The organism is Pseudomonas sp. Q1-7 (genome assembly GCF_028010285.1).
Taxonomy (GTDB): Bacteria; Pseudomonadota; Gammaproteobacteria; order Pseudomonadales; family Pseudomonadaceae; genus Metapseudomonas.
In genome coordinates this window covers 3,313,084-3,325,243 of record NZ_CP116304.1, presented here as the reverse complement: position 1 = coordinate 3,325,243, position 12,160 = coordinate 3,313,084, and the positions used below count along the sequence as shown (strand labels likewise).

The window sequence follows — 12,160 nt, the reverse complement described above, 5'->3', positions numbered from 1 at the left end:
GTTGCGCAAAGCCATTGTGCGCCGCTGTGCGTTTCCGCAACAACCGAACCTGCGTAGCATCCTCTCCACCTGATTGGGAGGCGTCATGGATTTCCTGGCTTTCGTTCTGAATATCGTGCTGGGCGCTCTGCTCGGCACCCTGGGTGGGCTCTTCGGCATCGGTGGCGGGCTGATCGCCATTCCCGCCCTGGGCGTGCTGTTCGGCCTGGATCAGCAACTGGCCCAGGGCACGGCCCTGGTGATGGTGGTGCCCAACGTGCTGCTGGCGCTGTGGCGCTATCACCAGCGCAACCGCATCGATCCGCGCTACGCCTCGCTGCTGGCGGCCACCAGCTTCGGTTTCGCCTGGCTGGCCTCGCTCTTCGCCGTTGGGGTGGATTCGGAAAGCATGCGCCTGGCCTTCGTCGGCTTCCTGCTGGCGCTGGCCGCGTACAACTTCGCGCGGATGTTCATGGCCAGGGTCCAGGCCAGTGCCGAACTGCGCCGGCCCTGGCCCTGGCTGGGGGTGCTGGGCGGCGTGGCGGGGGCGGCAGGCGGCCTGTTCGGGGTGGGCGGCGCGGTGATCGCCACACCGGTGCTGACCAGCGTATTCGGCACCAGTCAGGTGGTCGCCCAGGGGCTTTCGCTGGCGCTGGCGGCCCCGAGCACGGCGGTGACCCTGGCCACCTACGGCCTGCACGATCACGTGAACTGGGCGATGGGCCTGCCTCTGGCACTGGGCGGGTTGCTCAGCATCAGTTGGGGCGTGCGCCTGGCCCACGCCTTGCCGGAGCGGGTTTTGCGTTCGCTGTTCTGCGTTTTCCTGCTGCTCTGCGCGGTGCTGCTGATGATCCGCTAGGTCTCAGATGCGGAAGCCTTCGATGATGTGCTCGGCGAGGGTTTCGGTTACCGGCGACTGATGGCTCTGGTTGCGCAGCAGCATGATGTTGCTCAGCGGCAACTGCGGCAGGCCTTCCGCTTCACCCAGGACGCGCATGTCAGGGGTGATCAGGCTTTGCAGTTGCGCGGTCACCGCCAGGCCGGCGCTGACCACCGCCATGAGCGCCGCCAGGCTGGGGCTGGTGTAGGCGACGCGGTATTCGCGGCCCATGGCGTCCAGTGCGTTGCAGGCCCATTCGCGGCAGAAACAGTCGCTGTTGAACATGGCCAGCGGCAGAGGCGTCTGCTCATGGGGGCTGAAGCCCACCGCCTCGGCCCAGACGAAGCGCTCCTGGCGCAGCAGTTCGCCGATATCGTGGCCCGGTTTGCGGGTGATGATGGTCAGGTCCAGGTCCTGGCGTTGCAGTAGCTGGGCGCTGGATTCGCAGTGCACTTCCACCTGTACCAGCGGATAGGCCTGGGCGAAGCGCGAGAGGATGCCCGGCAGGAAGCGCATCACGTAGTCGTCCGGCGTGCCGATACGCACCGAACCCACCATATGCGGCTGGCGCAGCGTGTTCATCACCTCGCCGTGCAGCTTGAGGATGCGCCGCGCATAGCCGAGCAGGATCTGTCCTTCGGCGGTCAGCCTGACCTGGCGGCCGTCGCGCTCGAACACCGTGCGCTGCAGCACGTCCTCTTCCAGGCGTTTCATCTGCATGCTCACCGCCGACTGGGTGCGGTTGACCACTTCCGCCGCGCGGGTGAAGCCGCCGTTGTCGGCGATGGCGACGAAGGTGCGCAGCAGTTCAGTGTCGATGGCGGGGTAGCTCATTCATCAATTCCTGAGATGCAGTGCATAAGAAACATTCGTTGGATTGATCTTAGACCCGGACGGACACTGGCGCCATCCCCACTGGGAGGGCAACAAGATGAAAGGTCAACGCGGCTTTATCGGTATTCTGCAACAGATCCATTTCGAGGCGCCGTCGCATGGCGAAAGCTGGCTCGCCGCCGCCTGGAAGCACATCCGGCGCTGGGAGGAGCTGTCCCGGCAACGGCAACAACTGGCGAGCATGAGCGACGAAATGCTCAAGGACATCGGCCTGTCCCGCGCCGATGTGATGGAAGAAAGCGAGCGCCACTTCTGGGAAGAGCCGTTGAAGAAGTGATGCAGCGATGCGGCCCGCCACCGGTGAAGCGCAGGGCGGGCCGCAATCCTTTGTCGGACTGACAGGAAAGGAACGATGTCGAACACCCACGAACTGGCCCAACTGAATATCGCCTCGATGAAGGCGCCCCTGGATTCTCCACTCATGGCCGACTTCGTCGCTAACCTGGCGCCGGTCAATGCCCTGGCCGACAGCGCGCCGGGATTCGTCTGGCGGCTGCAGGACGAGGAGGGCGATGCCACCGCCATCCGCCCCTTCGGCCCGGACGTGCTGGTCAACCTCTCGGTGTGGCGAGACGTGGCCAGCCTGAATGAATTCGTCTACCGCTCCGCCCATGTCGAGATGCTGCGCCGCCGCAAGGAATGGTTCGAGCGCATCGACGGCGTGAGCCAGGTACTCTGGTGGGTGCCCAGAGGGCATCGGCCGGACGTGCAGGAAGCCGCGGAACGCCTGGCGCGGCTGCGCGAGACCGGCCCCACGCCGGAGGCCTTCACCTTCCGCCAGACCTTCCTCGCCCCGGACCAGTGCGTACCCTTCGCGCCCTTCGAGTCGGCACGCGAAAGCGAGGCGAGCTGATGCTACTGTGACGCGTCATTTTCCCTGTCGGCACGGAGCCCCATGACGCTGAGCCTTTCCCTTCCCGAAGCCCGCCGCCTGGCCCTGGCCGCCCAGGGCTTCGCCCGCGCGCCGCGTGGTGCGATCCGCCACCGGCAACTGCTGGCGCAACTGGAAGCGCTGGGGGTGGTGCAGATCGATTCGGTCAACGCCCTGGTGCGGTCGCACTACCTGCCGGCCTTTTCCCGGCTCGGCCACTATGACCGCGAACTGCTGGACGACCTGGCCTGGGGCAAGCCCCGGCGCCGGGCGCTGTTCGAATACTGGGGGCACGAGGCGTCGCTGCTGCCGCTGGAGCTCTATCCGCTGATGCGCTGGCGCATGCGCCGCGCGGCCAATGGCCAGGGCATCTACCAGCAACTGGCGCGTTTTGGCGTCGAGCAGCGGGATGTGGTCCAGCGGGTCCTGCAGGCGGTGCGCGAACAGGGCGCGCTGGGCGCCGGCGCGCTGAGTACCCGCGAGGAGCGGGCTGGCCCCTGGTGGGACTGGAGCGCGGAAAAGCACGCCATGGAGTGGTTGTTCGCCGCCGGCGAGGTGACAGTGGCCGGACGGCGCGGGTTCGAGCGACTCTACGACCTGCCGGAGCGGGTGATTCCCGGCGACCTCCTCAACCAGCCGGACATGCCCGAGGCCGATGCCCAACGCCACTTGCTGTTGCGCGCGGCCCAGGCCCTGGGCGTGGCCACCGAGCGCGACCTGCGCGACTACTACCGCCTGGATGCCGGCGACAGCCAGGCGCGGCTGGCCGAGTTGGTGGAGGAGGGCGCGCTGCATCCGGCGCGGGTGGCTGGCTGGAAGCAGCCGGCCTTCTGCCTGGGCGAGCCACGGGTGCCGCGCAAGGTGCGGGCCAGTGCCTTGCTGTCGCCTTTCGATTCACTGATCTGGGAGCGTTCGCGCACCGAGCGGCTGTTTGATTTCCGCTACCGCCTGGAGATCTACACGCCCCAGCACAAGCGCCAATATGGCTATTACGTACTGCCCTTCCTGCACGACGAACGCCTCGCCGCGCGGGTCGACCTGCGTGCCGAGCGCGCCCAGGACCGCCTGGCGGTGCATGCCTTGCACGAGGAAGAACATGGCCTTGGCGAAGCCGGCATGCAGGCGCTGGCGGACAGCCTGCGGCGCATGGCGGGCTGGCTGGGGCTGAGCGAAGTGGCGGTGACCTGTCGCCGGCCGGGGACGCTGCGGTTACAGGCCTGCCTGGGCTGACGCCTGGTGTGGGGACGCTCTGTTGGCGCTGAGCGAAGCCCAACGAGGGACCTGTCCTCCAGCGCGGGATCACGTTGGGCTTCATGCTTCAGCCCAACCTACGGGACTTGTAGGAGCGAATTCATTCGCGAAAGGACGGCATAGCCGTCCCAAGGTCTTACTGGCAGGTCTTCGACCCGCATCGCGATTGAAATCGCTCCCACACGAGCAGCACGGCCGTCAGCGGCGAATCTGCTTCAGGGTTTCCGCGATCAGGAACGCCAGTTCCAGCGACTGGTCGGCGTTCAGGCGCGGGTCGCAGTGGGTGTGGTAGCGGTCGGAGAGGCCGTCCTCGGTGATCGGGCGGGCGCCGCCGATGCATTCGGTGACGTTCTGCCCGGTCATTTCGATATGGATGCCGCCGGCGTAGCTGCCTTCGGCGCGGTGCACCTCGAAGAACTGCTTCACCTCGCCGAGAACGGCGGCGAAGTCGCGGGTCTTGTAGCCGCTGGAGGCCTTGATGGTGTTGCCGTGCATGGGGTCGGAACTCCACAGCACCTTGCGACCCTCGCCCTGGACCGTACGGATCAGGCGCGGCAAGTGCTCGCCAACCTTCTCGGCGCCCATGCGCACGATCAGGTTGAGGCGGCCCGGGTCGTTGTCCGGGTTGAGAATGTCGATCAGGCGGATCAGCTCCTCGCTGTCCATGCTCGGTCCGACCTTGACGCCGATGGGGTTGCCCACGCCGCGCAGGAACTCCACATGGGCGCCCTCCAGTTGGCGGGTGCGGTCACCGATCCAGAGCATGTGCGCCGAGCAGTCGTACCAGCCGCCGGTGAGGCTGTCGCGGCGCACGAAGGCCTGTTCGTAGTTCAGCAGCAGGGCTTCGTGGGCGGTGAAGAAGCTGGCCTCGCGCAGCTGCGGCGCACTGTCCAGGCCGCAGGCGCGCATGAAGGACAGGGCTTCGTCGATGCGGTCGGCCAGTTGGCTGTACTTCTCGGTGAGGGCCGAGTTGGCGATGAAGTCGAGGTTCCACTGGTGCACCTGGTGCACGTCGGCGAAGCCACCCTGGGCGAAGGCGCGCAGCAGGTTGAGGGTGGCGGTGGCCTGGTGGTAGGCCTGCAGCAGGCGCTCAGGGTCCGGCACGCGGCTGGCGGCGTCGAAGCCGATACCGTTGACGATGTCGCCCCGGTAGGCCGGCAGGGTGACCTCGCCCTGGGTCTCGAAGCCGGAGGAGCGTGGCTTGGCGAACTGGCCGGCCATGCGGCCCACCTTCACCACCGGGCAGCCGGCGGCGAAGGTCATGACGATGGCCATCTGCAGCAGCACCTTGAAGGTGTCGCGGATCTTCGCGGCGGAGAACTCCGCGAAGCTTTCCGCGCAGTCGCCGCCCTGCAGCAGGAAGGCGCGGCCTTCGGTGACCTCGGCGAACTGGCGGCGCAGTTCGCGTGCCTCGCCGGCGAACACCAGCGGCGGGAAGCTCGCCAGGGTCTTCTCGACATGGGCCAGCTTGGTGGCGTCCGGGTACTCGGGCTGTTGCTGGATGGGTTTGCTCCTCCAGCTTTCAGGGCTCCATTCTTGGCTGCTCATCAGGGTCTCGATACGGCTGCTTGCGGTAGATGAGCCATGTTAACCGAAAGCCTGGGCGCGGCAGCAGAGCAGCACGCCACAGAGGCCGAGCAGCAGGTGGATGGCAGTGCGGAAGTGCGCCTCCGCCAGGCGCTTGTGCAGGTATTCCCCGGCCGGCACGCCGAGGATGAGCAGCGGCGCATAGGCGGCAACCCGGGGCAGCGCGGGGGCCAGGCTGCCATCCGCGAGGAAGGCCAGGGTGAGCAGGCTGTTCAGGCCGAACCAGACGCACAGCAGGGTGGCGCGCAGGCGCGACTTGTCCAGCGCGCTGCCGGCCAGGGCGTGGACCAGCAGCGGCCCGCCGGAGGCGAACAGGCCGTGGCTGATGCCGGCGGCGCCGGTCTGCAGGCGGATCATCCAGGCCGGTGCGCGGCCACTGGGCGCGCCGCGCAGCAGCTCGCGCAGGGCGACGCAGAGAATCAGCACGCCGAAGCCGAGCCTCATCGCGCTGTCCTCCAGCCAGGGCCGCAGCCCATAGCCGACCAGGGTGCCGACGAGCATGCCCGGCAGCACGGTGAACAGCAGCAGGCGCCATTGCACCAGGCGCCGGTGGTGCCAGGCGAGGGCCCCGCTCATGAGGATGTTCAGCGGCACCAGCACCGGCAGCAGGTCGTGGATCGGCAGCAGCAGGGCCCCCAGGGAGAGGGCGACCAGGGTGCCGCCGAAGCCGGTGATGGCTTCCAGGGTGTAGGCGAGGAGGATGAAGCCGCCCAGGGCCAGCCAGGCGAATTCCGTCAATCCAGTTCCCCGGCGAAACGCTGGCTCATCGTGCGGTAGTAGAGGTTCGGGGCGATGCGCCACAGCAGGCTGGCGAGCCAGCTGCCGCGATCGGGAAACAGCCGCTGGCGGCGGGCATCGGCGCCCTTGAGGATCTCGCCGGCCATCCAGTCGGCGCGGCGTACCTTGCCAATCGTGGAACGTGCGTGCTGCGCCGGGCGCCCGTCGCCGCCCAGGGCGTTACGGTCGATGGGGGTGTCGAGAAAGCTCGGGTAGACCATCAGCAGGCCCACGCCGTCACGGGCGATTTCCGCGCGCAGCACTTCGAAGGCCTGGGCCAGGGCGCTCTTGGCAGCGCAGTAGCCGGCGCGCCCCAGCACCGGCATCCAGCCGGCCATGGAGCCGATGGCGATCACCTGGCCCCGGCTTTCGCGCAGCAGCGGCAGGGCGGCCAGGGTGAGCTCCAGCGGTGCGTGGTAGTCCACCGCCATCACCCGGCGCAACACCTGCGGCGCGGTCCGGACGGTGGGCGACCGGTGCGTGATGCCGGCATTGTTGATCAGCAGGTCGAGTCGGCCGAAGCGCGCGCGGCAGGCGTCGACGAGGCGTGTGTGAAGGTCGCTGTCGGTGATGTCGCCGGCCAGGCCCAGGACCCGCGCCTCGCCCAGTTCGGCTATCCGCGCGGCGAGGCCGGCGGCGTCCAGGTCGGTGAGCAGCAACGCGTCGCCGCGGGCATGGCAGGCACGCGCTAGCTCCCAGCCCAGGCCGCTGGCGGCACCGGTGATCAGGATCACGTTCATGTCCTGCCTCCCCATGCTCAGGCCAGGCTCTGGGTGGCGTCTGCGGGAGCGCCGGCCGCAAGGCCCTGGCGCAGTTCGGCGATGTGCCGTTTCACCTGGTTGCGGTAGCTGTCCTTGTGCACGTAGTAGGCCATGCGCTCCAGCTCCAGGTAGGTGTAGCCGCCGTCCAGGCGCTGGCTGGCGCGCTCCGCCTTCAGTGCCCGGAAGCGTGCCGCCTGGGCGCTACGCGCCTGCTGCTGGCGGATGTACAGGGCCACCAGCTCGGCCTGTTCCGCGCGTCCCTGCCAGCCCAGGCCGGAGGCCTCGACCATGCCCATCATGAACAGGTCGTCGTACGCGGGGTGGAAGATGTTCAGGTACAGCTGCGGCGCACCGGCGCGCTCGGGCCAGTTCAGCTCGGCGCGGTCGATGAAGGGGTAGTCGAGCTTGTAGCCGGTGGCCTGCAGAATCAGGTCGTACTCGGCCTGGCGGCCGTCGCTGAAGGTCACGCGGCGGCCCTCGACGAGGGTGATGTCCGGGCGCGGCGTGATGTCGCCATGGCCCAGGTGGTGCAACACCAGCGAGTTCACCACCGGATGGGATTCGTAGAGCTTGTAGTGCGGGTCCGGCAGGCCATAGTCGGAAGGCTTGCCGATCAGCGCCCGTACCAGCAGGCCGTCCACCAGTTGCTTGAGGCGGCGGGGCAGCTTCACGGCGCCGCCGAAGGTGTCGATCGGCCGGCCGAGCAGGAACTTGGGCAGGAAGTAGTAGCCACGGCGCACCGAGAGGTCCACCGAACGGGCGCGGTGCACGGCGTCGACGGCGATGTCGCAGGCCGAGTTGCCGCAACCCACCACCAGCACGCGCTTGCCGTCGAAGCGCTCCGCGGAGCGGTAGTCCGCCGAATGCAGCAGCTCGCCGTCGAAGCGGCCGGGCAGGGCGGGGCGATTGGGGGCGTGCAGGGTGCCGTTGGCGATCAGCACGCCGTCGAAGATGCCTTCGCGGCGCTGGCCGTCCTGCTCGCTGATCAGCTTCCAGCCGCGCTCCAGGCGTTCCAGGTGCAGCACGCGGGTATTGAAGCGATAGTGCTTGTAGAGGTCGAAATGCCTGGCGTAGTCGCGAAAGTAGCGGCGCATTTCGCTGTGGTGCGGATAGGGCGCCACGTCGGCGGCCATGGGGAACTCGCTGAACTCCGTGGTGTGCTTGGAGGAGATCAGGTGCGCCGAGTCGTACATGGTGCTGTGGGGGTTGTCGATGTCCCAGAGCCCGCCGACATCGCCGTTCAGCTCGAAACCGATGAAGGGGATGCCGTATCTCTGCAGCTGGCGGGCGCTGCACAGGCCCATGGGGCCGGCGCCGATGATGGCGTACATGCTGGGTTCGACCTCTGCGCTGTTATTCTTGTGCGGTTTTCGCCCCGACGGGCGAACGGTTTGGATTATGCCGGGAGCATGGGTTCCGGCTTCAATGGCAATAGGCGCCGGTGTTGCGTCGGGGTGGTGCGAATTGTCAGCGCCGGCCTTTCAGGAGTGATGACTTGATGTCCGAGGAGCGCCTGCTCGCGGAAGTGCACGATGATTTCGGCGTGATCCGTGTCTACGAGGTGGGGCCCTATCGCATTCTCGAATTCGGCGAGGCGGTAGAGCAGAGCTGTGTGTTCATCGCCGATCCCGCCTGGCTGGAGTACGACTACACCCGCGCCATGCTGCTCGGCGCGCTGTGTCACGAGGCGCCGGAAAACGCGCTGTTCCTCGGCCTGGGCGCCGGCACGCTGACCCAGGCCTGCCTGAAGTTCCTGCCGCTGGAGGACGTGGAGGTGATCGAGCTGCGACCCGACGTACCGCGCCTGGCCATGGAATACCTGGGCCTGACAGATGATCCGCGCTTGTACGTGCGCATCGGCGATGCGCTGGAACTGCTGGACAGCGCCGAGCCGGCAGACCTGATCTTCGTCGACCTCTACACCGACCAGGGGCCGGGTGTCGGTCACCTGGCCTGGAATTTCCTCGCAGCCTGCCAGAAGCGCCTGAGCCCTGGCGGTTGGCTGGTAATCAACCAGTGGGCGGGGGACGACGGCAGGCCCCTGGGCGCGGCCTTGCTGCGCGGACTGTTCCACCGGCATTACTGGGAATGCCCGGTGAAGGAGGGCAACGTGGTGCTGCTGGTGCCGGCCGACCTGGACCAGACGCTGGACCTCGATGCCCTCAAGGCCAGGGCCGACGCCCTGGCGCCGGCGCTGGGCTATTCGTTGCAGTCACTGCTGGATGTGCTGCGGCCGGCGAGCTAGGCGCTGCGAGGAGTCGGTAGCGGCGTTGCCAGGTCATCCTTCTCTGGTTCGGTCCCGGCTATTTACCCTTGAAGTGGCCGTCACGCCTTTCCAACATCGCCCGCAGCCCTTCCTTGGCGTCTTCGGTGTCCAGCAACCGCTGGGCGGTGGCCGGCAGGCTGTGCGCGGCGGCCTTTTCCCCTTCGTCCAGGGTCTGGTGCGCCGAGGCCAGCACCGCCCGCACGCCGAGGGGCGCCTGGGCCGCCACCCGTTCTGCCAGGTGGATGGCACGGGGTAGCAGGTCCTCGCTGGCCAGCACTTCCTGCACCAGCCCCAGCCGGTAGGCCTCGTGGGCGTCGAACTCGTCGCCGGTGAGCAACCAGCGCATGGCGTTGCCCCAGCCGGCGATCTGGTGCAGCCGCAGGGTCGCGCCACCGAAGGGGAAGATGCCGCGTTGCACCTCAATCTGGGCGAAGCGGGTGTTGCTGGCGCAGAGATTGATGTCCGCGGCCAGCATCAGTTCGATGCCGATGGTGTAGCAGTAGCCCTGCACCGCCACCATCAGGGGCTTGGTCAGGCGGGGGCCGCCGAAGGTGCCCCAGGGGTCGATGGCGCCGGACGGCACCTGCCAGCCCTGGCGGAAGGTGTCGCCGATACTGGCCAGGTCCAGGCCTGCTGTGAAGTGTTCGCCATGGGCGAAGACCAGGGCGCAGCGCAGGTTGTCGTCCCGCTCGTAGTCGCCCAGTGCCAGGACCAGCTCCTCCAGCATGGGCAGGTCGAAGGCATTGCGCTTGGCGGTGCGGTCGAGGCCGATCAGCAGGACGTGGCCACGCGTTTCACGGCTGACGCGGCCTTGGGCGTTCGGGGACATGGCGGGCTTTCCTTCGAAGGAATGGCGGTAGGGCAGGTGGGATATAGACCGCCTCCGGAGGCTTGTCCATTGACCCGCGCCGTCCGGCGGAGCGGAACACCCGGCGCCAAAAAAACTGCACGCTGGTCGGGTTTTTTGCTGTATGATGCGCGCCGGCCAATTGACGGCCCCGTTCAAGTACTGCGTTATCCCGAGGCCCTTTGCCTTCGGCGACGAGTCCGCACTGCGGGCTACCCTTGACGTCACATCCATTCCCATAAAAGCGTTCACGCAAATTCTCTACCAGGCTGCCAGGGTTGACCCACAAGGTCCTTCACGGCATGCGCAGCCATGGAACAAGGGTCTTTGCGGATGCACACGAGGCAGACCCATGACCCAGGAAATCGGCGGATTCGCCGCGCTCGGCATTCATCCTTCCGTACTGGCCGCCATCTCGGCGGTCGGTTACGAAGAGCCGTCCCCCATTCAGGCCCAGTCGATTCCGGTGATCCTCGCCGGTCACGACATGATCGGCCAGGCCCAGACCGGTACCGGCAAGACCGCAGCCTTCGCGCTGCCGATCCTGTCGCGCATCGATCCGGCCAAACGAGAGCCGCAGGCGCTGATCCTGGCACCGACCCGCGAGCTCGCACTGCAAGTCGCCACCGCCTTCGAAACCTACGCCAAGCAGATGCCCGGCCTGAACGTCGTCGCCGTCTACGGTGGCGCGCCCATGGGGCCGCAGCTCAAGGCCCTGCGCCAGGGCGCTCAGGTGATCGTGGCCACCCCCGGCCGCCTCTGCGACCACCTGCGCCGTGACGACAGGATGCTCGCCACCGTGCACCAACTGGTGCTGGACGAGGCCGACGAGATGCTCAAGCTCGGCTTCATGGACGACCTGGAAGTGATCTTCGAGGCCCTCCCGGAAAGCCGCCAGAGCGTGCTCTTCTCCGCCACCCTGCCGCCGTCGATCCGCTCCATCGCCGAGCGTCACCTGAAGACCCCGCAGCACGTCAAGATCGCTGCCAAGACCCAGACCGTGGCGCGTATCGAACAGGCCCACCTGATGGTCCACGCCGACCAGAAGACCGCCGCCGTGCTGCGTCTGCTGGAAGTCGAGGAATTCGACGCCCTGATCGCCTTCGTGCGCACCAAGCAGGCCACCCTGGACCTGGCCAGCGCCCTGGAAGCCAAGGGTTACAAGGCCGCCGCGCTGAACGGCGACATCGCCCAGAACCAGCGCGAGCGCGTGATCGAGTCCCTCAAGGACGGCCGCCTCGACATCGTCGTCGCCACCGACGTCGCCGCCCGTGGTATCGACGTACCGCGCATCACCCACGTGTTCAACGTGGACATGCCGTACGACCCGGAATCCTACGTGCACCGCATCGGCCGTACCGGTCGTGCCGGCCGCGATGGTCGTGCGCTGCTGCTGGTGACCCCGCGCGAGCGCCGCATGCTGCAGGTGATCGAGCGCGTGACCGGCCAGAAGGTTGCCGAGGTGCGCCTGCCCAACGCCCAGCAGGTGCTGGACGCACGCATCAAGAAGCTCACCGCCGGCCTCACTCCGCTGGTCGCCGAGGCAGAAGCCAGCCACGGCGAGCTGCTGGACCGCCTGATCGCCGATATCGGCTGCAGCCCGCGTGCCCTGGCGTCGGCGCTGCTGAAGAAGGCCACCAATGGTCAGGCGCTGAACCTGGCCGATGTGGAGCGCGAGCAGCCGCTGGTGCCGAGCTTCCAGCCGCGCGAGCGCCGCGAGCGCGAAGGTGGCGAGCGTGGCGAATACCGCGAGCGTCGGGCGCCGATGCCGCTGGCCGAGGGCCGCGTACGTTGCCGTACCGCCCTGGGGACCCGCGACGGCATCGCCGCGAAGAACCTGCTCGGCGCCATCCTCAATGAAGGCGGCATCGCCCGCGAGGCCATCGGCCGTATCCAGATCCGCGAGACCTTCAGTCTCATCGAGCTGCCGGAAGAAGGCCTCGACCGCCTGCTGGGCAAGCTGAAGGACACCCGCGTCGCCGGCAAGCAACTGAAGCTGCGTCGCTACCGCGAAGACTGATACGCCGTCAGCAACGAGAAAGCCCCG

Annotated in this window: 12 protein-coding genes; 6 read left to right on the top strand and 6 right to left on the bottom strand. The window is 67.6% G+C overall.

Translation table 11 applies throughout. From position 1 onward, the window contains the following. The first annotated feature begins 85 nt into the window (after nucleotides 1-85). Nucleotides 86-838: a sulfite exporter TauE/SafE family protein gene (locus PJW05_RS15355; protein ID WP_271407872.1), complete on the top strand. Its 753-nt coding sequence runs from the start codon at nucleotides 86-88 to the stop codon at nucleotides 836-838. A 3-nt stretch (nucleotides 839-841) separates the two neighbouring features. Here PJW05_RS15355 and PJW05_RS15350 read toward each other — a convergent pair whose 3' ends face one another. Further along, nucleotides 842-1,693: a LysR substrate-binding domain-containing protein gene (locus PJW05_RS15350; RefSeq protein WP_271407871.1), complete on the bottom strand. Its 852-nt coding sequence runs from the start codon at nucleotides 1,691-1,693 to the stop codon at nucleotides 842-844. A 97-nt stretch (nucleotides 1,694-1,790) separates the two neighbouring features. Between PJW05_RS15350 and PJW05_RS15345 the strand changes: the two genes are divergently transcribed. The 3 genes from PJW05_RS15345 (at nucleotide 1,791) to PJW05_RS15335 (ending at nucleotide 3,854) form a co-directional block, all read left to right on the top strand. Further along, nucleotides 1,791-2,030, top strand: a complete 240-nt coding sequence (locus tag PJW05_RS15345) for a DUF1127 domain-containing protein (protein ID WP_271407870.1) — start codon at nucleotides 1,791-1,793, stop codon at nucleotides 2,028-2,030. A gap of 75 nt (nucleotides 2,031-2,105) precedes the next feature. Next, on the top strand, nucleotides 2,106-2,606 hold the full coding sequence (locus PJW05_RS15340; RefSeq protein ID WP_271407869.1) for a DUF3291 domain-containing protein: 501 nt from the start codon (nucleotides 2,106-2,108) through the stop codon (nucleotides 2,604-2,606). 42 nt (nucleotides 2,607-2,648) lie between these two features. Continuing rightward, nucleotides 2,649-3,854: a winged helix-turn-helix domain-containing protein gene (locus tag PJW05_RS15335; protein ID WP_271407868.1), complete on the top strand. Its 1,206-nt coding sequence runs from the start codon at nucleotides 2,649-2,651 to the stop codon at nucleotides 3,852-3,854. 219 nt (nucleotides 3,855-4,073) lie between these two features. Here PJW05_RS15335 and PJW05_RS15330 read toward each other — a convergent pair whose 3' ends face one another. From PJW05_RS15330 to PJW05_RS15315, 4 genes are read right to left on the bottom strand one after another with little or no spacing between them, the layout of a single operon-like run. Beyond that, the gene (locus PJW05_RS15330) at nucleotides 4,074-5,423 is read right to left on the bottom strand and encodes a class II 3-deoxy-7-phosphoheptulonate synthase (protein WP_271407867.1); all 1,350 of its coding nucleotides are present in this window, start codon (nucleotides 5,421-5,423) and stop codon (nucleotides 4,074-4,076) included. 39 nt (nucleotides 5,424-5,462) lie between these two features. Then, nucleotides 5,463-6,200, bottom strand: a complete 738-nt coding sequence (locus PJW05_RS15325; RefSeq protein ID WP_271407866.1) for a sulfite exporter TauE/SafE family protein — start codon at nucleotides 6,198-6,200, stop codon at nucleotides 5,463-5,465. After that, complete coding sequence (locus tag PJW05_RS15320) at nucleotides 6,197-6,979, bottom strand: SDR family NAD(P)-dependent oxidoreductase (protein ID WP_271407865.1); 783 nt, start codon at nucleotides 6,977-6,979, stop codon at nucleotides 6,197-6,199. The genes PJW05_RS15325 and PJW05_RS15320 overlap by 4 nt, the downstream gene beginning before the upstream one ends. Nucleotides 6,980-6,996: 17 nt before the next feature. Continuing rightward, on the bottom strand, nucleotides 6,997-8,331 hold the full coding sequence (locus PJW05_RS15315) for a flavin-containing monooxygenase (protein WP_271407864.1): 1,335 nt from the start codon (nucleotides 8,329-8,331) through the stop codon (nucleotides 6,997-6,999). A gap of 167 nt (nucleotides 8,332-8,498) precedes the next feature. Here PJW05_RS15315 and PJW05_RS15310 point away from each other — a divergent pair, with 167 nt between their 5' ends. After that, the gene (locus PJW05_RS15310; RefSeq protein ID WP_271407863.1) at nucleotides 8,499-9,245 is read left to right on the top strand and encodes a spermidine synthase; all 747 of its coding nucleotides are present in this window, start codon (nucleotides 8,499-8,501) and stop codon (nucleotides 9,243-9,245) included. Between the two features lie 58 nt (nucleotides 9,246-9,303). Here PJW05_RS15310 and PJW05_RS15305 read toward each other — a convergent pair whose 3' ends face one another. Continuing rightward, nucleotides 9,304-10,095: a crotonase/enoyl-CoA hydratase family protein gene (locus tag PJW05_RS15305; protein WP_271407862.1), complete on the bottom strand. Its 792-nt coding sequence runs from the start codon at nucleotides 10,093-10,095 to the stop codon at nucleotides 9,304-9,306. Nucleotides 10,096-10,465: 370 nt separating this feature from the next. Here PJW05_RS15305 and PJW05_RS15300 point away from each other — a divergent pair, with 370 nt between their 5' ends. Next, entirely contained in the window at nucleotides 10,466-12,133 is a 1,668-nt protein-coding gene (locus PJW05_RS15300) for a DEAD/DEAH box helicase (protein ID WP_271407861.1), read from the top strand. Nucleotides 12,134-12,160: the final 27 nt, after the last annotated feature.

Excerpts from the sequence above, each read along its gene's own strand:
- PJW05_RS15355 (WP_271407872.1), top strand. The coding sequence starts at position 86 with ATGGATTTCCTGGCTTTCGTTCTGAATATCGTGCTGGGCGCTCTGCTC.
- PJW05_RS15350 (WP_271407871.1), bottom strand. The coding sequence starts at position 1,693 with ATGAGCTACCCCGCCATCGACACTGAACTGCTGCGCACCTTCGTCGCC.
- PJW05_RS15345 (WP_271407870.1), top strand. The coding sequence starts at position 1,791 with ATGAAAGGTCAACGCGGCTTTATCGGTATTCTGCAACAGATCCATTTC.
- PJW05_RS15340 (WP_271407869.1), top strand. The coding sequence starts at position 2,106 with ATGTCGAACACCCACGAACTGGCCCAACTGAATATCGCCTCGATGAAG.
- PJW05_RS15335 (WP_271407868.1), top strand. The coding sequence starts at position 2,649 with ATGACGCTGAGCCTTTCCCTTCCCGAAGCCCGCCGCCTGGCCCTGGCC.
- PJW05_RS15330 (WP_271407867.1), bottom strand. The coding sequence starts at position 5,423 with ATGAGCAGCCAAGAATGGAGCCCTGAAAGCTGGAGGAGCAAACCCATC.
- PJW05_RS15320 (WP_271407865.1), bottom strand. The coding sequence starts at position 6,979 with ATGAACGTGATCCTGATCACCGGTGCCGCCAGCGGCCTGGGCTGGGAG.
- PJW05_RS15315 (WP_271407864.1), bottom strand. The coding sequence starts at position 8,331 with ATGTACGCCATCATCGGCGCCGGCCCCATGGGCCTGTGCAGCGCCCGC.
- PJW05_RS15310 (WP_271407863.1), top strand. The coding sequence starts at position 8,499 with ATGTCCGAGGAGCGCCTGCTCGCGGAAGTGCACGATGATTTCGGCGTG.
- PJW05_RS15305 (WP_271407862.1), bottom strand. The coding sequence starts at position 10,095 with ATGTCCCCGAACGCCCAAGGCCGCGTCAGCCGTGAAACGCGTGGCCAC.
- PJW05_RS15300 (WP_271407861.1), top strand. The coding sequence starts at position 10,466 with ATGACCCAGGAAATCGGCGGATTCGCCGCGCTCGGCATTCATCCTTCC.